The following is a 24546-nucleotide window of genomic DNA, read 5'->3' as shown; positions in this document are numbered from 1 at the left end:
GGCACAGCACCTGGCCGGGGCTTTTTGGCAGACCGCTAACCTGGCGAATCGATCATATAGTATTACTATTTAAAACAACAACCCTTCACAGATGCCTTTTTAGCCGCTAGAGTCAGCCTAAAAACGACAAATAGTAATACTAATTAGGTGTCCTGCTTATGTCTGATAACAAACGCCCTCTGCGCTCCGCCCAATGGTTTGGTACCGCCGACAAGAACGGCTTCATGTACCGCAGCTGGATGAAGAACCAAGGCATCCCCGACCACGAATTCCAGGGCAAGCCGATCATCGGCATCTGCAACACCTGGTCGGAGCTGACCCCGTGCAACGCCCACTTCCGCAAGATTGCCGAGCACGTCAAAAAAGGCGTGCTGGAGGCCGGTGGCTTCCCGGTGGAGTTCCCGGTGTTTTCCAGCGGCGAGTCCAACCTGCGCCCTACCGCCATGCTCACCCGCAACCTGGCGAGCATGGATGTGGAAGAAGCGATCCGTGGCAACCCGGTGGACGCCGTGGTGCTGCTGACCGGCTGCGACAAGACCACCCCGGCGCTGCTGATGGGTGCCGCCAGCTGCGACGTGCCGGCGATCGTGGTCACTGGTGGGCCGATGCTCAACGGCAAGCACAAAGGCAAGGACATTGGCGCCGGCACCATCGTCTGGCAGATGCACGAGGCCTATAAGGCCGGCCAGATCGACCTCAACGAATTCCTCTCGGCCGAGGCCGGCATGTCGCGCTCGGCGGGTACCTGCAACACCATGGGCACCGCGTCGACCATGGCCTGCATGGCCGAAGCGCTGGGTACCTCGCTGCCGCACAACGCCGCCATCCCGGCGGTGGATGCCCGCCGCTACGTACTCGCCCATCTGTCAGGCATGCGCATTGTCGACATGGTGCGCGAAGACCTGCGCCTGTCGAAGATCCTTACCCGCGAAGCCTTCGAGAACGCCATCCGCGTCAACGCCGCCATCGGTGGTTCGACCAACGCCGTGATCCACCTCAAGGCCATTGCCGGGCGCATTGGCGTAGACCTGCAACTGGAAGACTGGACCCGCGTCGGCCGCGGCACACCGACCTTGGTCGACTTGCAGCCATCGGGCCGCTTCCTGATGGAAGAGTTCTACTACGCCGGCGGCCTGCCCGCAGTCATCCGCCGCCTGGGCGAGCATGGCCTGCTGCCCAACCCCACCGCACTGACCGCCAACGGCAAGAGCCTGTGGGACAACTGCCAGGCCGCGCCGCTGTATGACGAAGAAGTCATCCGCCCGCTCGACAAACCGCTGGTGGCCGATGGCGGCATCTGCATCCTGCGCGGCAACCTGGCACCCAAAGGCGCGGTGCTCAAGCCGTCGGCGGCTACCCCAGCGCTGATGCAGCACCGCGGCCGCGCCGTAGTGTTCGAAAACTTCGAGGACTACAAAGCGCGCATCAACGACCCTGAGCTGGACGTGGACGCCAATTCGGTGCTGGTGATGAAATACTGCGGGCCCAAGGGCTACCCGGGCATGGCCGAGGTCGGCAACATGGGCCTGCCCGCCAAGCTGCTGGCCCAGGGCGTGACCGACATGGTGCGCATCTCCGACGCCCGCATGAGCGGTACTGCCTACGGCACCGTAGTGCTGCACGTGGCACCCGAGGCTGCTGCGGGCGGCCCATTGGCAGCCGTGCGCGAAGGTGACTGGATCGAGCTGGACTGCAAGGAAGGCCGGCTGCACCTGGACATTTCTGCCGAGGAACTGGCTGGCCGCCTGGCCGACCTGCAAGCCCCGCCACAGTTGATCAGTGGCGGTTATGCGAAGCTGTATCTGGACCATGTGATGCAGGCTGACGAAGGTTGCGATTTCGACTTCCTGGTTGGCTGCCGTGGCGCGGCGGTGCCCAAGCATTCGCACTAACCAACCCTCAACACCGCCCCCGGTAGGAGCGGCCTTGTGTCGCGAAAGGGGTGCGCAGCGCCCCCACAATTCATGCATCAGGCTGATATTGCCGGGGGCGCTGCGCACCCCTTTCGCGACACAAGGCCGCTCCTACACATCCCACGCATACCTTGAGGCAGTGCAAACCGATGGCTGCAACTGCCTGCATGACACCTGCCCCACAGGCCCTCCGCCACCCACTAATGCTATGATGCCCACCTCGCTCGAAGGACCTCCCGCGCCCCCCATGAACTACCGCCAGCCCACCACGCGCAAAAGCATGCACGCCACCCTGGTCCAGGACCTCGGCCTGCAAATCGTATCCGGCCAACTCGCACCCGGGCAAAAGCTGCCCTCCGAGGCCAGCCTGTGCGAAAGCTACGCGATCAGCCGGCCGGTGTTCCGCGAAGCGATGCGCGCCCTGACCGCCAAGGGCCTAGTCGAAGCCCGCCCACGGGTCGGCACGCTGGTGAGGCCGCGCCATGACTGGCACATGCTCGACCCCGACGTGCTGCACTGGCTGATGCAGGCCACCCCGCAAAAAGACTTCTTCAACACCCTGTCCAGCGTGCGCTGGGTTATCGAACCCGCCGCCGCCGCGCTGGCCGCCACCAACGCCACCCCCGAGGATGTCGAGTCGATCGCCGAGGCCTACCAGCGCATGGAAGCCGCGCGCACCCATGAAGAGCGCCTGCAACCCGACCTGGACTTCCACGCCCGCATCGCCGACGCCACCCACAACGACCTGTTGGCCTACCTGTGCAACATGCTCTCGATGGCCCTGCGCGAATCGGTGCGCTATTCCAACCAGCGGCCGAACTTCAACCAACTCGCCCTGCCCCGGCACAAGGCGATTCTCACTGCTATCCAGAACGGCGACGCGCTGGGTGCACGGCATGCTTCGCTGGTGCAGCTTGAAGATGCGCGTGTGGCGTTGAGCAAGGTGTTGGGGCAAGACCCGACTAGCTGAAGCAAAGCTGCTGATTGCTGGCGCTGGTTACCCAGCACAAGGGGCGGTGGAGTCAGTTGCAGGCAAGGAACTCCCAGGTTGATATCGGGCTCGTAACGGTGCGCCTTGGTCACGCCACTGCGCAGATTATCGGGCACCAGGATCTGTGCGGTGCCGCCGAAAAAAGCAAAACAGCGTACATGCGAGCCCAACCAGTCGGGCAGTTTCTGCGACCAGGTGGCCTCGGCAAAGGTATAGCTGGACGCGCCGAGGACGGCGACGAAGATCTGCGCCTGACGGATTTCTCCGGTCCGCTGGTCAATGACGGGCGCGGTCTGCCCAGCGTAATCGACGAAGAGTTTTTCGCCGGCACGGTGTTCCTGGCGCATGACCACGTCGACCTTTGCGGCCCAGAGACGGTAGTGCTCGCAGAACCAGCTGTACTGGAAGCCCTGCGGATGGGCGAGCCGATATTCCTGCCAAAGCAAGGCCAGGGTAACGCCGGGACGACGTAACTCGGCATGCGCCCAAGCCCAATCGGGCATCGGTCTTTGATTGCTTGGCACAGCCGGGGCTGGCGGGAACAAAAGCCGCTCCAACTCGGCGTCGGACAATGACGTAGGCCAGGTCAGACCGCAGGCGTTGAACCGATGCAGGTAATTACCGGCGCTGCCGCCGCTGATGCGCAGGCTGACGGCAATCTTGCGCACGGACAGGCCGGTGTCGAACTTTAGGCGTAGTACCTCTCGAATTTTACGCATGGATATACGCTCCACGACGACCTCTTCGCTTCGAGAAAAGAGGTCGATGGTAGTGAATAATCCTGCGTCGCTGCCTGCCTGAGCTTGGGGCTGGTCAGTGAGAAATCACTGTCCAAGTGCACGTTGAATCCGCAGCCCATCCGCCATGCACGCGCCTGACATGCCTTGCGGATACTAAAACGGTGGCATCTCCACTGACGTTCAGGCGCTGTAGCGAAACCCCTAACCGGCGCTGACAATACAGCACCTAGCTAAGGCTTCGTTCAGTGACCACAAGTCGAAACTCCCAATGCTCAGGCTGTGCCAGGCTAGCAGCTGGGCCACCGCCAGCACTGGCCTGATGCTCTTGCAGACCCATGCCGCTTCGAAAAAACCTTCGTGAAAAACGGCTAGGGGCCGACTACCACGCGGCAGATTGGCCAGGAAAGGGATGCAACCAGCTCACTAATACCTTAAAAGTATCGGTTGTGAGAAAAAACCGATTGGTAGCGCATATCGAAGCAACCGTATAGTTCCGCCACTTACCACGCAGTTAAATAACTCCAAAAGGATACTGCCGTGAAAACTTTACTCGCCTACCTTTCGGGGAAGAGCTGGCACTTGCCAGGCTTCCTATCGCTAAAGCACGGACACCTTGGCCGTAATCTAAGACGATGCGGAGTCTTCCCTCCTGCTTTCTTCGGCTCACGCTCCAAAACTGCTGCAGCGCTGCAGTGAGATATCGAATTTTCGCCTGCATAGCGCCGTAAAGCTGCACTCGCTAACAACTTAAATCCTTTACCTGCAAGGAATTGTTCATGAGCATTCCAACGATCAAACACGTCCGCGCATTCACGTTGCGTGGCGGCGGCGCCGACTATCACGACCAGAGCGACGGCCACTGGATCGATGACCACATTGCCACCCCGATGAGCAAATACCCGCAATACCGCCAGAGCCGTCGCAGCTTCGGCATCAATGTGCTGGGCACGTTGGTCGTGGAAATCGAGGCGAGCGATGGCGCTGTCGGTTTTGCCGTGACCACTGGCGGAGAGCCTGCGGCCTACATCGTGGAAAATCATTTGGCGCGCTTCCTGGAAGGCGCCAAGGTCACCGACATCGAGCTGATGTGGGACCAGATGTACCAATCCACCCTGTACTACGGCCGCAAGGGCCTGGTGATCAACACGATCTCCGGCGTCGACCTGGCCTTGTGGGACTTGCTTGGGAAAATCCGCCAGGAGCCGGTGCACCAACTACTGGGCGGTGCGGTGCGCGACGAACTGCAATTCTACGCCACCGGCGCGCGCCCGGATCTGGCCCAGAAGATGGGCTTCATTGGCGGCAAGATGCCCCTGCATCACGGCCCGGCCGAGGGCGAAGAAGGCCTGCGCAAGAACCTGGAAGAACTGGCCAGCATGCGCGAACGCGTGGGCAAGGATTTCTGGCTGATGCTCGATTGCTGGATGAGCCTGGACCTGAACTACGCCACCCGCCTGGCCAAGGGCGCCCAGGAGTTCGGCCTGAAGTGGATCGAAGAGGCCCTGTCGCCAGACGATTACTGGGGCTACGCTGCCCTGCGTAAAGCCGTACCCAGTGGCATGCTGGTCACCACTGGTGAGCACGAGGCCACCCGCTGGGGTTTCCGCATGCTGCTGGAGATGGGCTGCTGCGACATTATCCAGCCGGACGTGGGCTGGTGCGGTGGCATGACCGAACTGGTAAAAATCTCGGCCCTGGCAGATGCCCACAACGCCATGGTGGTGCCTCACGGGTCGTCGGTGTACAGCTACCACTTCGTCGCCACACGCCATAACAGCCCCTTCGCCGAGTTCCTGATGATGGCGCCCGAAGCGGACAAAGTGGTGCCTATGTTCCATCCGCAGTTGCTCGGAGAACCCGTGCCAGAGAACGGCCGCATGCGCCTCTCGCGCCTTGATCAGCCTGGGTTTGGCGTCACCCTGAACCCTGAGTGCCAGCTGCACCGCCCCTATAACCGTGCAGGGGGTCGCGTATGAAAATGCCCGTGAACCTGTTCAAGGCGCAACTCGACAAGGGTGAAGCGCAGTTCGGCATCTGGGCCGGCTTTGCCACTGGCAACGCTGCAGAACTGGTCGCCACCTTTGGCTACGACTGGATGTTGATCGACGGCGAACACGCCCCCAATACCGTGCCGAGCATCCAGGCTCAGCTGCAAGCCGTGGCGCCCTACGGATGCGCGCCAGTGGTGCGCCCGGTGACTGGTGACGCCAACCTGATCAAGCAATTGCTAGACATCGGCGCCCAGACGTTGATGGTGCCGATGGTCGACACCGCGGAGCAGGCCCGCGAACTGGTGCGAGCCATGCGCTACCCGCCACAGGGTATCCGTGGCGTCGGCGGTGGGCTGACCCGCGCCACGCGCTGGGATGGCGTGCCTGACTACCTGCAGACGGCTCATGAACAGCTGTGCCTGATCGTGCAGGTAGAGTCGAGGCTGGGAGTGGAAAATGTCGAAGCCATCGCTGCAGTAGAGGGTGTCGACGCGGTCTTCATCGGCCCGGCGGACTTGTCTACCGGGCTCGGCCATGCCGGCAACCCGTCGCACCCTGAAGTACAAGCAAAGATCCGCCGTGCCGTCGACGCCACGCTGGCTGCCGGCAAGGTCTGCGGCATCCTTGCGCCCAATGAGGAAGACGCTCGACGTTACATGAGCTGGGGGTGCCAGTTTGTCGCCGTGGGTATCGACATCAGTTTGCTGCGCCAGGCCGCCCTGAGCAACCTGGCCCGCTACCGCAAGACCTCAACCGCGACCGCAGCGTCGCGCACCTACTGATCCCACGGAGTTTGCGATGTCATCCGTACCGGTTTACCAGAACTACATCGATGGTCAGTTCACCGCCAGCGCCGAGCACCTGGAGGTGTTCAACCCGGCCACCGGCGCTCTGCTATCCAGGGTGCCCGCCGCCAGCCCGGACGAAGTCGACCGTGCCCTGGCGGCGGCCCGCACCGCTCAGACGGAGTGGGCGCGCAAGCCGGCGATCGAGCGCGCCGGCTATCTGCGCCGGATCGCAGCCAAGCTGCGTGAAAACGCTGTTGACCTGGCGCGCACCATCACCTTGGAACAAGGCAAGATCACTGCCTTGGCTGAGGTAGAAGTCAATTTTACCGCCGACTACCTCGACTACATGGCCGAGTGGGCGCGACGCATCGAAGGCGAAATCATCACCAGCGATCGTCCAGGTGAGAACATCTTCCTGTTCCGCAAACCCTTGGGCGTCGTAGCGGGCATCCTGCCCTGGAACTTCCCCTTCTTCCTGATCGCTCGCAAGCTGGCGCCGGCGTTGATTACCGGCAACACCATCGTGATTAAACCCAGCGAAGAAACCCCGAACAACTGTTTCGAATTTACCCGCCTGGTGGCGCAGACCGATCTGCCCGCCGGGGTGTTCAACGTGGTCTGCGGCGACGGTCGTGTGGGGGCCGCCCTGAGCGCCCACACCAAGGTCGACATGATCAGCTTTACCGGCAGCGTCGACACCGGTGCGCGGATCATGGCGGCAGCGGCACCCAACCTGACCAAGCTGAACCTGGAGCTCGGCGGTAAAGCGCCAGCGATCGTGCTCGCGGACGCCGACCTGGACTTGGCCGTGAAGGCTATCCGGGATTCGCGCATCATCAACACCGGCCAGGTGTGCAACTGCACTGAGCGGGTCTACGTGGAGCGCAAGGTAGCCGATCAGTTCATCGAGCGAATCGGCGCAGCCATGGCCGCTACCCGCTACGGCGACCCATTGGCCGACAGCACCGTGGAGATGGGCCCGCTGACCAACCGCCAAGGGCTGGACAGCGTAAGCGCCAAGGTCCGCCGCGCGCTCGCCGACGGCGCCGAGCTGATCACGGGCGGCGCGGTGGCCGACCGCTCGGCAGGCTTCCATTACCAGCCCACTGTGCTGACCCATTGCCGCGCCGACATGGAGATCATGCGCAAGGAAATCTTCGGCCCGGTGCTGCCGATCCAGATCGTCGACAGCCTGGACGAAGCCATCGCGCTGGCCAATGACTGCGAATACGGCCTGACCTCCTCACTGTTTACCCGCGACTTGGGTAAAGCCATGCAGGCGGTGCGCGAGGTCGACTTCGGCGAGACCTACATCAACCGCGAAAACTTCGAGGCCATGCAAGGTTTTCACGCGGGCGTGCGCAAATCCGGTATCGGCGGTGCGGACGGCAAACACGGGCTTTACGAATATACCCATACACACGTGGTCTATTTACAAGCCTGACCGAGGCGTAGTCGAAAATGACAGACCGCTCTCGCCAGAGCGGTTTTTATTGCCCATGACAACAGCCCGTTATTAACCAGCCTCACAGTCGTGCTGTTCACCGCCCACACCCGGCGTGGACACGTTGGCTTATACCCCTGCCTACGCTACATTGGCAGCCGTTGGCCACTGACGGTCAGTACTACAATAAGGAATGGCCAATGTTGCCTGCGCTCTCCTCCCGAGGCCTTGTCAATCGCCTGCGCTACAAGCACCTGTTGATGTTGGTCACACTGGGCAACAGTCAAAACTTACACCGCGCCGCCGAAGCGCTCAGCATGTCCCAACCTGCGACGACACGAATGCTTCAGGAAATCGAAGAAGCGTTCGGTTGCGCCCTTTTCGAGCGCAAGGCTCGGGGCATGCAGCCAACCGCACTCGGCAAAGAGTTGCTGCGTTACGCACGTGCGGCACTCAACGGCCTGGACAGGTGCGCCGCGGAACTGGCGGAACGCCAAGCGGGGGGTTACGGTTTTCTCGCGATCGGCGCAATTCTGAGTGCCCTCCCCGATTTGGTGATCGACGCCATTGGCGTTATCAAACAGCGCCACCCCTTGCTGCGCCTTAAAGTATTGGGGGACACGAGTGACCAGCTGATTGAACTCCTCGAGCAGCGGCGCGTTGACGTGGCCGTGGCCCGGCTCGGCAGTGCACTCAACCATAAGCGCTTTGAGTTTCAGGCCATTGGAAATGAGCGTTTGATAGCCGTAGTGCGCGCCGGCCATCCGGCGGCCAAGAGCCGCGACCTCCCCCTCGAAGACTTGATCGAGCGCTGGCCCTGGATCCTCCAGCCCGACAGCGCACCCGCGCGCATTGCCCTGGATGAGGCCTTTGCTCGCCAAGGCCTCGCCGCACCCACGGATATCATCGAGTGCAGCTCGGTGTTCACCATGTTGCAGTTGATGCGAATTACCGATGGCATCCTGGTGATTTCAGAAAACCTCTTGAGTGATCACCTGAGCATGGGCCTGATCGTCAAGTTGGACTTGCCCCTGGAAGCACGCATGGCACCATTCGGCATTCTGCTCCGGCGCAATGAGACGCTCACAGCCGAGCTTGAAGAATTTCTTGAGGAAATTTACCGACGCACCGAAAACCGTGTCGATGCGCATTGGAAGTGATGCGTTTACGCTATCGATGTGGACCTAATACCTATTAGTCCGGTACCTGATGCCTAACGTACCATCTGCCTTAGTACGCTCTGTTTACGGGCGACAGTCGCCACAAAAACAATAAAGGCAGATCTATGTATCGGACAGTATTAACGTTGGCCTTGACGTCAACGGTTATGCCTAGCCTTGCGAATGCCATGGACCCCGAAGCACTCGCGAGCCTAAATTACCCCAATGAGCCGATTGGTCCAAGTATATATAATGCCGACAGTTATACCGGCAACACTGATACGCCCCTGTACAGCAAGGGTCTGTGGTTCGATGAGCATGGCATTGCGCCACACCTTGGTATAACTCAGATGTATCTCGCCAACCCGACAGCGGGACTGGTCAGAGGCCGCCATGAATCTTTAACCCTGATAACGGTGGGTGCAGATTTTGATCTGGAGAAAATTGCAGGATTGCAAGGCACCAGCTTTCACTTCCAGCAAGCGTATGTTCCGTATCGAAATCACCTGGAATACAGTACCGAGGCCGGTGACGTACTGGCCGCCCGAAACAGCCCCTACATCCCGCGCGTCAACCACCTCACGCTACTGACCGTCGAACAAAAATTGCTGGATGGACGGTTAACCCTGGAGGCGGGAAATAGTGCCGCAAGTTACTATTTTGCCTTGCCCGTTTGTAACATTGCATTAGGCTGTGCTCGCGTTCCAGATGCCTCTGGCCACAACTCTACATGGGGCCTACGCGTGCATTACCGTTTCACCGATGCACTGAGCACCCAGGCGGGTATTTGGCGAACAAACGATGCCTATCCGTTCACCAATGGTTGGGAAATCGGGCCTGGTGACAGTGGGGGACAAGTGAGTAATGCCATCTTTGCCAACGTGGCCTACCGCACCAATTACCAGAAAGACACGTACCCGCTTTCATTAGAAGCAGTTGGTTTTCACAACACCCTCACTTCCAAAGACCCTTATTACACGGTCGCTGGAACATCCAGATTCGACGATCCTGATCTACCTCTGAAAACCAAAAAAGGCATGAACGGGTTTCATCTCAATGGTAAGAAAACGTTCTGGCGGGCGGACGGCGGTGTAGTGAAAAACGAGCCAAACCCAACGGCACTGGTCGGGTACATGGCCGGTTACGGCATGCTCGATGAGGAAGTTGCGAACGGGCAGCAAGCCCAGCTGAGTACCGGCATAATCCTCGAAGCCCCGTTTCGCAGCCGCCCCTTTGACACCTGGTCCGTCTCTGCCCACTGGGTGCGCCAAACCGCTCACGAGCAGTCCTTCCTCAGGGGCGCCTATGCCTCGGTCGGCAGCACATACAAGGCACCGCGGACCGAACACTCTTTGGACCTCGACGCCAATATAGTGCTGACCAACGGCGTCGTAGTGAGCCCGTACATCAAGTACGTCTGGAATCCAAGCAGTCTGAATGCCCCCTACTCGGGAAAGCAAGGACATGACGGCATTGCCGCAGGGTTTCTTTTCCACATTCAGCTCGAAACATTGCTGGGGCTCGATGCGGGCCTGAAGCGCTAAGCCTTCCACATCAACAATAATGAGAGCCATTGACGCCGCGCCGTACATCATCGACGACACCCTCGACCCTTGGTGACTGCGCGCCGCTCAGACTTTGCCCAGGAAATTCTAGAATGCTAAGCACTGTAATTAACGTAGTTGCACTCGGTGTAGGACTTGCCCTCTCGACGGTTTCACCTTGGGCGCTTTCAGCATCGGGTCCCGGCTCGCTTACTGGGCCGACCGGTGCATGCCAGTATGATCCAGAGGCGAACACCTTGCCCTCGTGCGTACGCCCTAAAATGCGTTACTGGGTGCCACTCGGGGCCGTGGACGCCTCTGCGATAAAACACGACATCACGCGCATCGCGCAGGCGGGTTTCGGCGGTATCGAAATCAACAGTGTCGCTGCTGACGGGAGTCTTCCCGCCGACAATGCTTATGCCAGTAGCCAGTGGGCCAATGCCATCAAGGCTGCCCTCGAACAGGCCAAGCAGAATGGAATAACCGTAGACCTTGCAATCAGCCCGTCTTATCCCGCCGCGGTGCCTGCCAACCTGATCGGCGAAGGATCGAGCCAGGAGATGGTGTACACCTCGCTAGAGTCTTCGGGCCCGGTAGACACCCAGCTGGCACACCCCAAAGGGGGCGCGAACAAGCTCCGCGTAATCGGCGCGAGCGCGGCGAAACTGGCCTCTTCCGACCCGACTGTTCTAGACAAACGCACACTGGTCGATATTACCGAGACGATCGTTGACGGCAAAATGAAGTGGACGCCTCCTTCTGAGGGTCGCTGGCAAATCATTATCAGTTGGACGCGGGTGACAGAGCATACGATCCCCGGTGCGGCGCCTGAACCCTACCAGGCGATCGATCACTTTAGCACGGCAGGCACCGACGCCTTGATCGCACATTGGAAAAGCGCGATTCAACCCGTGCTGGCTGGCGCTGACGGTGGGGATGTTTTCGAAGACTCACTGCACTTGAAAGGCTACATCGTCTGGACGCCAAACCTGCTTGAAGAATTCGAGAAACGGCGTGGGTATGATGTGCGCCCCTACCTCCCGGTCATTGGCATAGGTCACCTCAACGACTTCTTCCACACCATCTTTACGAAAACAACGGTTACCCCCGACACCCGGGCAGACTTCGAGTTCGCCGACGGCAGCGGCGCGGCCATTCGCGCGGATTACTACCAGACCTTGACCGAGCTCTACAGCGAGTACCACCTGGCGCCGCTCAAGGGCTATTTCAATTCCATCGGCTGGCGCTACCGCGTCCAAGCAGCCTATGGGCAATCCATCGAAGCGGCCTCCCCGCTCAAGTATGTGGACGTCCCTGAGACCGAAAGCTTCCAATTGAATGACGATGTCGATGGCTATCGCACCCAGGCCGGCGCTGCACATGTATTGAACCGCAGCGTCTATTCAGCAGAATGCTGCGCCACCCCGGGTGTGGCACTGAAAACCACCTGGAACGATGCCTTGAGGCACATCGGTGGGCTGTTTGCGGGCGGCGTCAATCAGATCGTCCTACATGGCTATTCGCAAACCACCCGGCAAGACGGTGACAAGCCTCGCTGGATGCCGTTTGGGGGCATTTTTTCGGAAGACTACGGCCAACTGCCGACGTGGGATCAAGCGGCAGCCTTCACCCAGTATGTTGCTCGACAACAGTCACTTCTGCGCTGGGGTAAACCTGCGATGGACGTGGCTATTCTGCGCCATAGCTATTGGGACACCGGCCACGCGCAGGCCTCGCCTGCTGATGATTACTGGAAGGACCCACAACTCGGCTTAGCCGGATACCGCTACGAATACCTGTCGCCCAACGTGTTGAGCTGGCCAGAGGCAGGCGTGGCAGCTGGTCGTCTGGCGCCCGCGACAAGCGCTTACCGTGCCCTCGTCGTAATGCCGGGAACACCGTTGACGACACCCACACTCGAACAGCTTGTCTCGGCCGGCGCGGCTGGCCTGGCCATCGTTCTGGTAGACGACAGCGCATCTGCGTCGGCGCCTGCCAACGAGAACAACGGCCTCTATAAAACCTTGGTCAACTCACCGAAGGTATATCGAGCCAAGGACCTGGCCTCCGTCCCAGATGCATTAGCCAAGGCCGGGATCGCCCCCACCGTCACATCGACCACGCCTAACCCGCTTCAATCCGTGATGCGCAGTGGCACTGACTCCCGTTACCTGTGGTTGAGAAACCCCACGGACAAAAATCAACATCAGACGCTCAAGGTGAACGGTGCGTGCGCCAGACAAATCGATCTTCATACCGGCGCCTCGAAACCGCTCGCGAAAGTGATCGATGACGCGAAGCAACTAACGCTCACCGTAGACTTCGCCCCCCACGACGTCATTGCGCTGCGAATTGCCGACCGTTCCGACGATTGCTTGAAGATCCGATGACGTAAAGGCCAATGCCGTTACCGCCGCCCGCCGCATAAAAAAGCACAGCGACCCCACGGTCGCTGTGCTTTTTCATAACGACCTGGGGCACGTGCCCCAGGTTGACTACTGCAGGTTGACGAACATCCCACCGTCCACCAGCAGCGAAGCCCCTGTCACATAGCGCGCCATGTCCGAAGCAAGGAACACGATAGGCCCCGCGACATCCTCGGCCCTCCCCAGGCGCCCAAGCGGAGAGCGGGACGCCATGTAGTTCAACTTGGCCTCGTCCGCCAGATCTTCTTTGTTGATGTCGGTAGCAATAGTGCCCGGCAGTACTGAGTTACAGCGAATCCCATACGGCCCCAGGGCGATAGCACAGGACTGCATCAGCGAATGCAAGCCAGCCTTAGTGGGCGTGTAGTGGGTCTGCATGCCCCCACCGACCAACGCGCTGATGGAGCTCACCGCGATGATCGCCCCGCCCCGGCCCTGACGTTTCATCTGATTCGCGGCAGCCTGGACGGCAAAATAGGCCCCGTTGAGGTTGGTATCCACCGTTCGAAGGTAAGTCTCGCGGGGCATGTCCAAAAACGAGTGGAAGGGGCAAATCCCCGCGTTGTTAACGAATACGTCGACCCCGCCAAATGCTTCGACCGCCGCCGCAACCAGGCGCTCACCGGTGTCTGGGTCGGCGGCATCTGCACCGACCTCGATCGCTTGCCCTGCCCCAAAGGCAATCTCCTCGATCAGACGCTTGGCGGCAGCCAGCCCCTGGGCGCTGCCGCTATGTCCGATAACCACTTTTGCACCTTGGCGCGCGCATTCCAACGCCGCTGCCCGGCCGATACCCCGCGAAGCACCGGTCACAATTACCGTTTTATCTGCTAGCAACATTGCTGACTCCTTAGATGTACCGAGGGCTCGATCAGCCCAGATAGTTGCCATAACCGACCATGCCTATCGACCCCAGCGTTACGCCGAGTCCCATGAGCAAAACGGCTTTGTTTGCGGAACTTGTGCCGTGCCACTCCCTGAAGTACAAACCCCAGGCGTTGGAGATGACGATGATGAACGACATGTGCAGCACCCACGAACTTGCGTCACTCTGCAGACGGCTTTCGCCCATGCCGTAGAAGAAAAACTGCAAGAACCATAATGTCCCGGCACAGGCCACCAGCAGGTAGTTACGCAGTAGCGGGAGTCCGCGATCGACATAGTTGCCGAACGTGCGATTGCGCCGGTTCAGCCACAGGCACCACAGGCCATTGGTGGTCAGGCCGCCCCACATGATCACCATGAACGTCACGTTGTTTTGAAACAGGCTATTGGCACCGTGGGCTACTGCGGCTTCGGCCAAAGGGCGACCGGCACTGATGCCATAGCTGAAGCAGGCACTCAGGACACCGGAGATCACCGCCACCAGGGCGCCCTTGCTCAGGGAGAATTCGCTGATGCTGGCAAACTTGGTTTCGTCAGAGACTTCACGCTCTTTGATCATCCCGGCAAAGCCGCACAGCGCAATCCCTACCAGCGAAATCCCAACCCCCCACAGCACCCAGTTGCCAGAGACGCTGCTCGCCATTTCAGTCAGCGTGCCGGCAGTCGCATTCGTGAACAGATCGCGATACAGGGCCGGCATCAACGCACCCAAGGCAGAGGTCAGGCCAAGCACGATCGACATGCCCAGGGACAACCCCAGGTAGCGCATCGTCAAGCCGAAGGTCAGGCCTCCCACGCCCCACAACACGCCAAACAGGTACGTCCAGAAGAGCGTCACCGGCGATGCCTCGCGGATAATCTGCCAATAGCCAGGGACGGTCAGCATTGCTGCGATCAAGGGAACGATCAGCCATGAGACCAGGCCACCGGTGACCCAGTAACTTTCCCACGCCCAGCCATTGACCTTCTTGTAAGGGATGTAAAAACTGCCGGAGGCTGCACCCCCGATGAAATGCAGCAGCACACCGAGAAGTATGATTTCCACAGCGTCAATCCTTGTTGTTATATTTTAAGAGTCCACAAATACGAACGTCAGTCAGCGTTTACCTGACAGCCTCGTACTTGAGTCGCTGATAGGCGCGCGCGAAGTTGCCCGCGAAGAACTGCGTCTGTGCGTCTTTTGACAGGCCGTTGATACACGCCATTGTCAGTTGCAGGGTGTCCTCAAAGTTGGCGACCGATTCACTGTTGGGCCAGTCACTGCCAAAGAAGCAGCGGTGGTCGCCAAACGCCTCCCTTAAAAAGCCCAGCCAGTCGGCGTAGTGGGCCGGATCACGTATCAGGCCATCCGGACCGTGCTGGGGCACTTCGGACCATTTGCTGAACACCGTGGGGCGTGCGGCCAACTCGAGAAGCGTGCGCTGCCATTGCCCGGCCAGGTGGGCAGGCACCTGGGCATTTGGCAGGTGGTCAATGACAATCCGCAGATCAGGAAGCCTGTCACTCAGGCGCAGCAGGTCGGTGACCAACGCGAGGTCAGGGTTGGCGCTCTCGAACGTCAGGTCATGCTCAACCAGGCCCTGCAAGCCCGCAACAAACCCCGGGCGGGTCAAATCATTTGAAAAATCACGCCCCCAGAGGTTTCCATAACGCAGGCCCAGAAACAGAGGGTCGCGAACCAGAACGTCGAAGTCCTGGGAGAAGTGGTCGTCCAGCGGAGAGAGATTACCGATAACGCCAAGTATCCTTGGGTCGTTACGTACCGTGTCGAGGATCCAGGCATTGTCGCTGCGCCATGGGCTCGCCTCGATCACCACAGCACCAACCACTTGAGCAGAGACGAGGTCCCAGTATCGGTCGGGGAGGTAGGTGCCGTGCAAGGGATTACCGGCCTCAGGCCAGGGAATGCCGCCGGCGCGGTCAGCATTATAGAGATGTATATGGCTGTCGATGATCGGCCCGTCGTACAGGCAGGTGGTGCTCATGGAATAGATCCGGTTTTTGTTATTGGCATTCCCGACTGTACGGCGATCGATCAATGCGCTTCAAATCACTTTATAGTTAAACTCGATACCTTTTTTGCATCATCTGGAGCGGCCGTGGGACGGCCTGCTTAGCCGTTATCGCGCGGCGTGGGGAACAGTGCAGAATCGGCCCGCACAATGCTGCCGTGGGCTCGATATGGCCGCGCAACAAACCGACAGCCTCATCTGCTCGACCCTCGATGGCCGCTTCCATGATTTGCTGATGCTCAGACTTCAGATCTCGCCGGGCATTGAAAGTCTGTGGCGCAAAAAATGCTCCTGGGACAGGGAGCGTGGGGTGCGCGCCAGGCGATGCTGAGCGATCACCAGCTCTTCTTCCCATTTACGGTCCCTGCGCAAGATCGATTCGCGCAGGGCGATCTCTTCGAGCCAGCAGCGTGACTTGGTGATTTCGACCAAATCCTGTTCGCTGATCTGCGCAACGATGAATCCGCGCAACTCCCGCTTCTCGACCAGCCCAGGCCATCGGCAATCAATCGGTTCAACGCTTCGCGCAGGGGCGTGGCGCTGGTGGCGTAGCGCCCGGCCAGCGCATCGATGACCAGCTTACTGCCGGGCTCCAGATGACCGTTGAAAACAGCACGCCCATCACAATCCGCAGTAAACCAGTAAAAGCCACACTAATAATGGGGGGCCAGATAGGGGACCAAAAACGCCTAGGCACACAAAAGCCCGAAAAATCAGGGCTTTAATGAGAATTAGTGGCGGAAGCGTAGGGATTCGAAGCAAGAAATCGCCCCTCCCTACCGGCTGCTCGCCATTCGACATAGTGAGTGCGGCGCCCGAGATTCTTCGACTCAGAATCCTTACGTAGCGGGCAGCTGAAATTCGGTGAGGCAAAAAGTGGGGCAAAATTGCTCACCAGGAAAAAGCAGACAAACATAAAAAATCCAGTCACCGCTAAGTGACTGGATTTTCTGGAGTTATTTGGTCGGGACGGAGTGATTCGAACACTCGACCCCTTGCACCCCATGCAAGTGCGCTACCGGGCTGCGCTACGCCCCGACTGGGCTTTGAAGCATGTTCTCAATCTTGCCGAGAACGTTGAAGAATTTACCCTAACCTTTTGATAAATGGAAGCTTTTTTTCAAAAAAATCCATTCACCAGCTCAAGCTCACTTCTTCAACACCACCAGCACATCCTCCAACTCAACAATCATCTGCCGAATCAGCTGCTTGTACTGGCTTGACTCATCCTTCACCTCATCACTGGAGAGCCGCAACCGCGCCCCGCCAATGGTGAACCCCTGGTCATAAAGCAGCGCGCGAATCTGGCGGATCATCAGCACGTCTTGGCGCTGGTAATACCGCCGATTGCCCCGCCGCTTCACGGGGTTGAGCTGAGGGAACTCCTGCTCCCAATACCGCAGCACGTGTGGCTTTACGGCACACAACTCGCTGACTTCACCAATGGTGAAGTAGCGTTTGCCCGGTATGGGGGGCAGTTCGTCGTTATGGCTTGGTTCCAGCATAGGCCTCAACCCGGGCCTTCAACTTCTGCCCTGGACGAAAGGTGACGACGCGCCGTGCAGTGATCGGGATCTCTTCCCCTGTTTTGGGGTTGCGGCCCGGCCGCTGGCGTTTGTCGCGAAGGTCGAAGTTGCCGAAACCGGACAACTTGACCTGCTCGTTCTCTTCAAGTGCGTGCCGAATTTCTTCAAAAAACAGCTCGACCAACTCCTTGGCCTCACGCTTGTTAAGCCCCAGCTCCTCGTACAGCCTTTCGGCCATCTCAGCTTTCGTCAGAGCACCCATGCCGTTATTTCCTTAACGTGGTGTTCAACCTTTGTTCAAGCGAGGTGAGGATGTTTTGCAGGGTAGTGTTCACCTCATCGTCGTTAAGAGTGCGCGATGGATGCTGCCAGGTCAAGCCGACGGCCAGGCTTTTTCTATCAGGATCAATACCTTTACCCTGGTAGACGTCAAACAGCCTGAGGTCTGTGAGCCATTCGCCTGCATTGTCACGAATTACTTCAAGCACGGCGCTGGCGGCCACGTCACGGCCGGCGATCAGGGCCAGGTCACGACGGGTTTCCGGGAACTTGGAGAGTTCGCTGAATTTCGGCAGGCGGCCTTCGACCACATCACCCAACACCAGCTCGAAGACGTACACCGGGCGGTCCAGGCCCAGGGCCTTGGCAACTTCCGGGTGCAGGGCGCCGAGGTAGCCGACTTCCTTGCCGTCGCGCTGGATGACAGCGGTCTGGCCTGGGTGCAGGGCGGGGTGTTTGCCGGCGGCGAAGGTGAAGTCGCTCAGGGCGCCCGAGTAGCCCAGCAGGGCTTCGACGTCTGCTTTTACATCGAAGAAGTCGATGCTGTCACGGCCGTTGGCCCAGCCTTCTGGCAGGCGGCTGCCGGTGACAACGCCGGCGATCATGGGCTGCTGCTCCAGGTCACCCAGCTGGCCGACGAAGCGCAGGCCGCTTTCGAACAGGCGCACGCGGTCTTGCTGGCGGTTGAGGTTGTGCTGCATGGCTTTGACCAAGCCCGGCCACAGCGAGGCGCGCATGGCGGCCATGTCGCTGGAGATGGGGTTGGCCAGCAGCAGCGGCTCTACGCCTGGGGTGAACAGCTCGAACAGCTTCGGGTCGATGAAGCTGTAGGTGATGGCTTCCTGGTAGCCGCGGGCGACCAGCAGGCGGCGCAGGTTGGGCAGCTCACCGCGGGTTTCCGGGTTGGCCTTGGGCGCCAGGCGCGCTTGCGGGTAACGCACAGGCAGGCTGTTGTAGCCGTACAGGCGGGCCAGCTCTTCGATCAGGTCGACTTCCAGGCTGATGTCGAAGCGGTGGCTTGGCACCTTGACGGTCCACTCCCCTGCCCCGTTGGCCGTGGTGGTCAGCTCCAGGGCGTTGAGCATCTGCTCGACCTGAGCGGCCTGCAGCTCCATGCCGAGCATCTGGGTGATGCGTTCGGCGCGCAGGGTCACCGGGGCGACTTGCGGCAGGTGCTGTTCGCTGACGGCTTCGATGATTGGGCCGGCTTCGCCGCCGACAATCTCCAGCACCAGTGCGGTAGCGCGCTCCATGGCTTCGCGGGCCATTTGCGAGTCGACGCCGCGCTCGTAGCGGTGCGAGGCGTCGGTGTGCAGGCCGTAGGAACGGGCCTTGCCGGCAACGGCGATCGGCTCGAAGAAGGCGCTTTCAAGGAACAGGTCGCGGGTTTTTTCGGTGTTGACGCCGCTGTGCTCGCCACCCATCACGCCGGCAATGGCCAGGGCGCGGGTGTGGTCGGCGATGACCAGGGTGTCGGCGCGCAGGGCGACTTCCTGGCCGTCGAGCAGCACCAGCTTCTCGCCCTCTTCGGCCATGCGTACGCGGATGCCGCCGTTGATTTCGGCGAGGTCGAAGGCGTGCATCGGCTGGCCGAGTTCGAGCATCACGTAGTTGGTGATGTCGACGGCGGCGTCGATGCTGCGCACGTCGCTGCGGCGAAGGCGTTCAACCATCCACAGCGGGGTGGGCTTGCTGAGGTCGACGTTGCGGATGACGCGACCCAGGTAGCGTGGGCACACGGCCGGGGCGCTGACTTCGACCGGGCGCACTTCGTCGTGGGCAGCCGGTACGGCCGGCACCACCGGGCGGGTGACCGGGACGTTGTACAGGGCGCTGACATCGCGGGCCAGGCCCGCCAGCGACAGGCAGTCACCGCGGTTGGGGGTCAGGCCGATTTCGATGCTGGCGTCGTCCAGGTTCAGGTACTGGCGAATGTCTTCGCCTACCGGGGCGTCGGCAGCCAGTTCGAGCAGGCCGTCGTTTTCTTCGCTGATCTGCAGCTCTGCTGCCGAGCACAGCATGCCGAACGACTCGACGCCGCGCAGCTTGGCCTTCTTGATCTTGAAGTCGCCCGGCAGTTCGGCGCCGATCATGGCGAACGGGATTTTGATGCCCTGGCGCGCATTGGGGGCGCCGCAGACGACCTGGAAGGTTTCCTGGCCGTTGCTGACCTGGCAGACGCGCAGTTTGTCGGCGTCAGGGTGTTGTTCGGTGGCGAGGATTTCGCCCACGACGATGCCGCTGAACTGGCCGGCAGCGGGGGTTACGCTGTCGACTTCAAGGCCGGCCATGGAAAGGCGGGCGACCAGTTCGTCACGGGAGACTTGCGGGTTTACCCAACCGCGCAGCCACTGTTCACTGAATTTCATGCTGTTCTCCTGAAAGTTGCGTCGATTGGGCCTAGCGGAATTGGGCTAAGAACCGCAGGTCGTTGTCGAAGAACAGACGCAAATCGTTGACGCCGTAGCGCAGCATGGCCAGGCGCTCGGCGCCCATGCCGAAGGCGAAGCCCTGGAATTCTTCAGGGTCGATGCCGGACATGCGCAGCACGTCCGGGTGCACCATGCCGCAGCCCAGCACTTCCAGCCAGCCGGTTTGCTTGCACACGCGGCAGCCTTGGCCGGAACACATCACGCACTGGATATCGACTTCGGCGGACGGCTCGGTGAAGGGGAAGAACGACGGGCGGAAGCGCACGGCCAGTTCTTTTTCGAAGAACACGCGCAGGAACTCTTCGATGGTGCCCTTGAGGTCGGCAAAGTTGATGTCGCGATCGATCAGCAGGCCTTCGACCTGGTGGAACATCGGCGAGTGGGTGATATCCGAGTCGCAGCGGTAAACGCGGCCCGGGCACACAATGCGGATTGGCGGCTGGGTGGACTCCATGGTCCGCACCTGCACCGGCGAGGTGTGGGTGCGCAGCAGCATGTTGGCATTGAAGTAGAAGGTGTCGTGCATCGCCCGGGCCGGGTGGTGGCCGGGGATGTTGAGCGCTTCGAAGTTGTGGTAGTCGTCTTCGACCTCGGGGCCTTCGGCGATGCCGTAGCCGATATGGGTGAAGAACTGCTCGATGCGTTCGAGGGTACGGGTGATCGGGTGCAGGCCACCGGTGGCCTGGCCACGGCCTGGCAGGGTCACATCAATGCATTCGGCGGCCAGGCGAGCGCTGAGCTCGGCCTCTTCAAAGGCTGCCTTGCGTGCGTTGAGCACTTCGGTGACGCGCTCTTTGGCGTCATTGATCAGCGCGCCGACTTTCGGGCGCTCTTCGGCTGGCAGGTTGCCCAGGGTCTTCATCACCTGGGTCAGTTCGCCTTTTTTGCCAAGATACTGAACCCGGATCTGTTCCAGGGCATTGATGTCTTCAGCGCGCTCCACGGCCTCAAGGGCTTGGGAGACCAGCGCGTCCAGGTTTTCCATGTACAGACTCCAGATACGAAAATAGGGGAAGAGCTTTGAAGGCTCTTCCCCTATCGATGACGTTTTACACCCGACAGCGCAGAACGCTGCCGGATGATTGTCGTGGGTACTTAAGCCAGAACGGCTTTAGCTTTCTCGACAATTGCAGCAAACGCCGCTTTTTCGTTCACTGCCAGGTCAGCCAGAACCTTACGGTCGATTTCGATCGACGCCTTTTTCAGGCCAGCAATCAGACGGCTGTAAGACAGACCGTTGGTGCGGGCACCGGCGTTGATACGAGCGATCCACAGTGCGCGGAACTGACGCTTCTTCTGGCGACGGTCGCGGTAGGCGTATTGGCCTGCCTTGATGACTGCCTGCTTGGCTACGCGGAATACGCGCGAGCGTGCACCGTAGTAACCTTTAGCCAGTTTCAGAATTTTTTTGTGACGCTTACGAGCGATAACGCCGCGCTTTACACGAGCCATGAGTAACTTCCTCTATCTTTGACCAGAATTAACGAACGCGCAGCATGCGCGCGACTTTCGCGACGTCAGACGGGTGCAGCAAGCTGCTACCACGCAGTTGACGCTTACGCTTGGTCGACATTTTGGTCAGGATGTGGCTCTTGAAAGCGTGCTTGTGCTTGAAGCCGGTAGCGGTCTTCAGGAAGCGCTTTGCAGCACCGCTCTTGGTTTTCATTTTTGGCATGTTGGAACTCCGCATTCGATAAAATTACACATAATCATCAGGCCTGCCGTGCCCGGGAGATTACTTCTTTTTCTTGGGGGCGATGACCATCATAAGCTGGCGTCCTTCCATCTTCGGATGCTGCTCAACGGTGCCGTATTCGGCGAGGTCAGCTTCAACCCGCTTCAACAGCTCCATGCCCAGCTCCTGGTGGGCCATCTCACGACCACGGAATCTCAGAGAGATCTTGGCCTTGTCCCCATCGGTAAGGAAACGTACCAGGTTGCGTAGTTTTACCTGGTAATCCCCATCCTCCGTCCCTGGACGAAACTTGATTTCTTTGATCTGGATCTGCTTCTGGTTTTTCTTGGCTTCGTTAGCCTGCTTCTTCTTTTCGAAGAGGTGCTTGCCGTAGTCCATGACCTTGCAGACAGGCGGTAACGCGTCTGCAGAGATTTCAACCAGGTCCAGCTTCGCTTCATCAGCGATACGCAGCGCTTCATCAATCGAGACGATGCCAACCTGCTCGCCGTCTGCGCCAATTAACCGAACCTCGCGGGCCGAGATATTCTCGTTGATCGGGGCCTTCGGTGCAGCACGTTTATCGTTTCTCATTTCACGCTTAATAGTCATTACTCCGATTCTTGGCGACCACGCCGGGAAACCGCATGTGTCAGAAGCTCAACGAACTGGGCGACGGGCATGGAGCCCAGGTCTGTACCTTCGCGAGTACGCACAGCGACGGTTTGCGTTTCGACTTCGCGGTCCCCTATAACCAAAAGGTACGGGACCTTGAGCAAAGTATGCTCGCGGATTTTAAAGCCGATCTTCTCATTTCTCAAGTCCGACTTGGCACGGAAACCGCTACCGTTCAGAGATTTCTCAACCTGAAGGGCGAAATCGGCCTGTTTGTCGGTGATGTTCATGATCACGGCCTGGGTCGGTGCCAGCCACGCCGGGAACACGCCGGCATAGTGCTCGATGAGCATGCCGATGAAGCGCTCGAACGAGCCGAGGATGGCGCGGTGCAGCATCACCGGGCGCTTGCGCGCGTTGTCTTCGGCGATGTAGCTGGCGTCCAGGCGCTCTGGCAGGTTCGGATCGTACTGCAGGGTACCACACTGCCAGTTACGGCCCAGGCAGTCGCGCAGGGTGAATTCGATTTTAGGGCCGTAGAAGGCACCTTCACCTGGCTGGTATTCCCATTCCAGGCCGGATTCGTTCAGGGCGTCGGCCAGTGCACCTTCGGCGCGGTCCCACAGCTCTTCGGAACCCACGCGCTTGGCGGGGCGGGTGGAGAGCTTCATGGCGACGTCGGTGAAACCGAAGTCCTTGTACACGTCCAGGGTCAGCTTGATGAAGTCGGCGGCTTCTTTCTTCACCTGGTCTTCGGTGCAGAAGATGTGCGCGTCGTCCTGCACGAAGCCACGTACGCGCATGATGCCGTGCAGGGCGCCGGACGGCTCGTTACGGTGGCAGGCACCGAATTCGGCCAGGCGTAGCGGCAGGTCGCGGTACGACTTCAGGCCCTGGTTGAACACCTGCACGTGGCACGGGCAGTTCATCGGCTTGACCGCGTAATCACGGCTTTCCGACGAAGTGGTGAACATGTTTTCGGCGTAGTTGGACCAGTGGCCGGAACGCTCCCAGAGGATGCGGTCGACGACTTGCGGGGTCTTGATTTCCGAGTAGCCGTTTTCGCGCTGGACCTGGCGCATGTACTGCTCGAGCACCTGGTAGACGGTCCAGCCGTTGGCGTGCCAGAACACCATGCCCGGCGCTTCTTCCTGCAGGTGGAACAGGTCGAGCTGCTTGCCGATCTTGCGGTGGTCGCGTTTTTCGGCTTCTTCGATGCGCTGGATGTAGGCAGCCAGCTGCTTCTTGTCAGCCCAGGCGGTACCGTACACGCGCTGCAGCTGCTCGTTCTTGGCATCGCCACGCCAGTAGGCGCCGGACAGCTTGGTCAGCTTGAATGCCTTGAGGAAACGGGTGTTCGGCACGTGCGGGCCACGGCACATGTCGACGTATTCTTCGTGGTAGTACAGGCCCATGGCCTGCTCGTCGGGCATGTCCTCGACCAGGCGCAGCTTGTAGTCTTCGCCACGGGCCTTGAACACGTCGATGACTTCGGCGCGCGGGGTCATCTTCTTGATGACGTCGTAGTCTTTTTCGATCAGCTGCTGCATGCGCTTTTCGATGGCGACCAAGTCTTCAGGGGTGAAGGGGCGCTCGTAGGCGATGTCGTAATAGAAGCCTTCGTCGATGACCGGGCCGATGACCATCTTGGCGGTCGGGTACAGCTGTTTCACTGCGTGGCCTACCAGGTGGGCGCACGAGTGACGGATGATCTCCAGTCCCTCTTCATCTTTAGGGGTGATGATCTGCAGGGTGGCGTCGTGGGTGATCAGCTCGCAGGCGTCGACCAGCTTGCCGTCGACTTTGCCGGCAACGGTGGCCTTGGCCAGGCCGGCACCGATCGAAGCGGCGACATCGGCTACGGATACCGCGTGATCGAACGCGCGTTGACTGCCATCGGGAAGAGTAATAGTGGGCATGGCGCCTCCTCTCCTAGTGGTGACCCCTACCAAAGGTCACATGGGTTGGGATGAGCCAGTACAAGATCCGACCTGCCTTCCTTGAAGGAAGCCTGCCTCACAGTGGCAGGAGCCTTTCGGCTTGCCAGGGGGACCTGAGTGACTGGAAAGTAAAAAGATAGTTGCACGCTGCACGTGTGCAGGTGCAAGCCGGGCATGCTAGC

Annotated in this window: 20 protein-coding genes, 1 tRNA gene and 2 pseudogenes; 8 read left to right on the top strand and 15 right to left on the bottom strand. The window is 59.9% G+C overall.

The window, feature by feature from the left end; genetic code table 11:
- Positions 1-158 precede the first annotated feature (158 nt).
- Both BLX42_RS12875 and BLX42_RS12870 read left to right on the top strand, forming a co-directional pair.
- On the top strand, positions 159-1892 hold the full coding sequence (locus BLX42_RS12875; RefSeq protein WP_012313885.1) for an IlvD/Edd family dehydratase: 1734 nt from the start codon (positions 159-161) through the stop codon (positions 1890-1892).
- Between the two features lie 268 nt (positions 1893-2160).
- Positions 2161-2883, top strand: a complete 723-nt coding sequence (locus BLX42_RS12870) for a FadR/GntR family transcriptional regulator (RefSeq protein WP_046787111.1) — start codon at positions 2161-2163, stop codon at positions 2881-2883.
- A gap of 77 nt (positions 2884-2960) precedes the next feature.
- Here the strand turns inward: BLX42_RS12870 and istA are convergent.
- Positions 2961-3623, bottom strand: a pseudogene (gene istA, locus BLX42_RS12865) (IS21 family transposase); the annotation flags it as partial.
- A gap of 797 nt (positions 3624-4420) precedes the next feature.
- Here istA and rhmD point away from each other — a divergent pair.
- From rhmD to BLX42_RS12835, 6 genes are all read left to right on the top strand, one after another.
- Positions 4421-5620: an L-rhamnonate dehydratase gene (rhmD, locus tag BLX42_RS12860; protein ID WP_161871918.1), complete on the top strand. Its 1200-nt coding sequence runs from the start codon at positions 4421-4423 to the stop codon at positions 5618-5620.
- Positions 5617-6417, top strand: a complete 801-nt coding sequence (locus tag BLX42_RS12855; RefSeq protein ID WP_161871917.1) for an HpcH/HpaI aldolase/citrate lyase family protein — start codon at positions 5617-5619, stop codon at positions 6415-6417. The genes rhmD and BLX42_RS12855 overlap by 4 nt, the downstream gene beginning before the upstream one ends.
- A gap of 16 nt (positions 6418-6433) precedes the next feature.
- The gene (aldA, locus tag BLX42_RS12850) at positions 6434-7867 is read left to right on the top strand and encodes an aldehyde dehydrogenase (RefSeq protein ID WP_161871916.1); all 1434 of its coding nucleotides are present in this window, start codon (positions 6434-6436) and stop codon (positions 7865-7867) included.
- Between the two features lie 200 nt (positions 7868-8067).
- Entirely contained in the window at positions 8068-9027 is a 960-nt protein-coding gene (locus tag BLX42_RS12845) for a LysR family transcriptional regulator (RefSeq protein ID WP_161871915.1), read from the top strand.
- A 188-nt stretch (positions 9028-9215) separates the two neighbouring features.
- Positions 9216-10571, top strand: a complete 1356-nt coding sequence (locus tag BLX42_RS12840) for a carbohydrate porin (RefSeq protein WP_161871914.1) — start codon at positions 9216-9218, stop codon at positions 10569-10571.
- A gap of 281 nt (positions 10572-10852) precedes the next feature.
- Complete coding sequence (locus BLX42_RS12835; RefSeq protein ID WP_161871913.1) at positions 10853-12964, top strand: glycosyl hydrolase; 2112 nt, start codon at positions 10853-10855, stop codon at positions 12962-12964.
- Between the two features lie 105 nt (positions 12965-13069).
- Here the strand turns inward: BLX42_RS12835 and BLX42_RS12830 are convergent, their stop codons facing one another.
- The 14 genes and pseudogenes from BLX42_RS12830 to thrS form a co-directional block, all read right to left on the bottom strand.
- Positions 13070-13840, bottom strand: a complete 771-nt coding sequence (locus BLX42_RS12830) for an SDR family NAD(P)-dependent oxidoreductase (protein ID WP_161871912.1) — start codon at positions 13838-13840, stop codon at positions 13070-13072.
- 31 nt (positions 13841-13871) lie between these two features.
- Complete coding sequence (gene rhaT / locus BLX42_RS12825) at positions 13872-14930, bottom strand: L-rhamnose/proton symporter RhaT (protein WP_177010663.1); 1059 nt, start codon at positions 14928-14930, stop codon at positions 13872-13874.
- 58 nt (positions 14931-14988) lie between these two features.
- A complete protein-coding gene (locus BLX42_RS12820; protein ID WP_161871911.1) occupies positions 14989-15870 on the bottom strand; it encodes an amidohydrolase in 882 nt (293 codons plus the stop codon).
- Between the two features lie 273 nt (positions 15871-16143).
- On the bottom strand, positions 16144-16368 hold the full coding sequence (locus tag BLX42_RS26900; RefSeq protein ID WP_256345801.1) for a hypothetical protein: 225 nt from the start codon (positions 16366-16368) through the stop codon (positions 16144-16146).
- A 26-nt stretch (positions 16369-16394) separates the two neighbouring features.
- Positions 16395-16493, bottom strand: a pseudogene (locus tag BLX42_RS27205) (GntR family transcriptional regulator); the annotation flags it as partial.
- A gap of 365 nt (positions 16494-16858) precedes the next feature.
- Positions 16859-16935: transfer RNA gene (locus BLX42_RS12810), tRNA-Pro, on the bottom strand.
- 110 nt (positions 16936-17045) lie between these two features.
- Entirely contained in the window at positions 17046-17402 is a 357-nt protein-coding gene (locus tag BLX42_RS12805) for a MerR family transcriptional regulator (protein WP_008100384.1), read from the bottom strand.
- Positions 17383-17685 carry an integration host factor subunit alpha gene (ihfA, locus tag BLX42_RS12800; RefSeq protein ID WP_003250679.1) on the bottom strand — a complete coding sequence of 101 codons (303 nt, stop codon included), beginning with the start codon at positions 17683-17685 and terminating at the stop codon, positions 17383-17385. Before ihfA ends, BLX42_RS12805 begins: the two co-directional genes overlap by 20 nt.
- A 4-nt stretch (positions 17686-17689) precedes the next feature.
- Positions 17690-20071: a phenylalanine--tRNA ligase subunit beta gene (gene pheT, locus BLX42_RS12795; protein ID WP_161871910.1), complete on the bottom strand. Its 2382-nt coding sequence runs from the start codon at positions 20069-20071 to the stop codon at positions 17690-17692.
- Positions 20072-20102: 31 nt separating this feature from the next.
- Positions 20103-21119, bottom strand: a complete 1017-nt coding sequence (gene pheS, locus BLX42_RS12790) for a phenylalanine--tRNA ligase subunit alpha (RefSeq protein WP_046787172.1) — start codon at positions 21117-21119, stop codon at positions 20103-20105.
- A 110-nt stretch (positions 21120-21229) separates the two neighbouring features.
- Entirely contained in the window at positions 21230-21586 is a 357-nt protein-coding gene (rplT, locus tag BLX42_RS12785) for a 50S ribosomal protein L20 (RefSeq protein WP_003250671.1), read from the bottom strand.
- 28 nt (positions 21587-21614) lie between these two features.
- On the bottom strand, positions 21615-21809 hold the full coding sequence (rpmI, locus tag BLX42_RS12780; RefSeq protein WP_012313865.1) for a 50S ribosomal protein L35: 195 nt from the start codon (positions 21807-21809) through the stop codon (positions 21615-21617).
- 60 nt (positions 21810-21869) lie between these two features.
- The gene (infC, locus tag BLX42_RS12775; RefSeq protein ID WP_174141673.1) at positions 21870-22421 is read right to left on the bottom strand and encodes a translation initiation factor IF-3; all 552 of its coding nucleotides are present in this window, start codon (positions 22419-22421) and stop codon (positions 21870-21872) included.
- Positions 22421-24343 (bottom strand): threonine--tRNA ligase, encoded by a 1923-nt coding sequence (thrS, locus tag BLX42_RS12770; RefSeq protein ID WP_161871909.1) that lies wholly within the window; start codon positions 24341-24343, stop codon positions 22421-22423. Before thrS ends, infC begins: the two co-directional genes overlap by 1 nt.
- Positions 24344-24546: the final 203 nt, after the last annotated feature.

It is taken from the genome of Pseudomonas sp. SG-MS2 (genome assembly GCF_009933855.1).
Taxonomy (GTDB): Bacteria; Pseudomonadota; Gammaproteobacteria; order Pseudomonadales; family Pseudomonadaceae; genus Aquipseudomonas; species Aquipseudomonas putida_E.
This window is presented reverse-complemented; position numbering and strand designations above follow the sequence as displayed.

Excerpts from the sequence above, each read along its gene's own strand:
- BLX42_RS12875 (WP_012313885.1), top strand. The coding sequence starts at position 159 with ATGTCTGATAACAAACGCCCTCTGCGCTCCGCCCAATGGTTTGGTACC.
- BLX42_RS12870 (WP_046787111.1), top strand. The coding sequence starts at position 2,161 with ATGAACTACCGCCAGCCCACCACGCGCAAAAGCATGCACGCCACCCTG.
- rhmD (WP_161871918.1), top strand. The coding sequence starts at position 4,421 with ATGAGCATTCCAACGATCAAACACGTCCGCGCATTCACGTTGCGTGGC.
- BLX42_RS12855 (WP_161871917.1), top strand. The coding sequence starts at position 5,617 with ATGAAAATGCCCGTGAACCTGTTCAAGGCGCAACTCGACAAGGGTGAA.
- aldA (WP_161871916.1), top strand. The coding sequence starts at position 6,434 with ATGTCATCCGTACCGGTTTACCAGAACTACATCGATGGTCAGTTCACC.
- BLX42_RS12845 (WP_161871915.1), top strand. The coding sequence starts at position 8,068 with ATGTTGCCTGCGCTCTCCTCCCGAGGCCTTGTCAATCGCCTGCGCTAC.
- BLX42_RS12840 (WP_161871914.1), top strand. The coding sequence starts at position 9,216 with ATGGACCCCGAAGCACTCGCGAGCCTAAATTACCCCAATGAGCCGATT.
- BLX42_RS12835 (WP_161871913.1), top strand. The coding sequence starts at position 10,853 with ATGCGTTACTGGGTGCCACTCGGGGCCGTGGACGCCTCTGCGATAAAA.
- BLX42_RS12830 (WP_161871912.1), bottom strand. The coding sequence starts at position 13,840 with ATGTTGCTAGCAGATAAAACGGTAATTGTGACCGGTGCTTCGCGGGGT.
- BLX42_RS12820 (WP_161871911.1), bottom strand. The coding sequence starts at position 15,870 with ATGAGCACCACCTGCCTGTACGACGGGCCGATCATCGACAGCCATATA.
- BLX42_RS12805 (WP_008100384.1), bottom strand. The coding sequence starts at position 17,402 with ATGCTGGAACCAAGCCATAACGACGAACTGCCCCCCATACCGGGCAAA.
- ihfA (WP_003250679.1), bottom strand. The coding sequence starts at position 17,685 with ATGGGTGCTCTGACGAAAGCTGAGATGGCCGAAAGGCTGTACGAGGAG.
- pheT (WP_161871910.1), bottom strand. The coding sequence starts at position 20,071 with ATGAAATTCAGTGAACAGTGGCTGCGCGGTTGGGTAAACCCGCAAGTC.
- pheS (WP_046787172.1), bottom strand. The coding sequence starts at position 21,119 with ATGGAAAACCTGGACGCGCTGGTCTCCCAAGCCCTTGAGGCCGTGGAG.
- rplT (WP_003250671.1), bottom strand. The coding sequence starts at position 21,586 with ATGGCTCGTGTAAAGCGCGGCGTTATCGCTCGTAAGCGTCACAAAAAA.
- rpmI (WP_012313865.1), bottom strand. The coding sequence starts at position 21,809 with ATGCCAAAAATGAAAACCAAGAGCGGTGCTGCAAAGCGCTTCCTGAAG.
- infC (WP_174141673.1), bottom strand. The coding sequence starts at position 22,421 with ATGACTATTAAGCGTGAAATGAGAAACGATAAACGTGCTGCACCGAAG.
- thrS (WP_161871909.1), bottom strand. The coding sequence starts at position 24,343 with ATGCCCACTATTACTCTTCCCGATGGCAGTCAACGCGCGTTCGATCAC.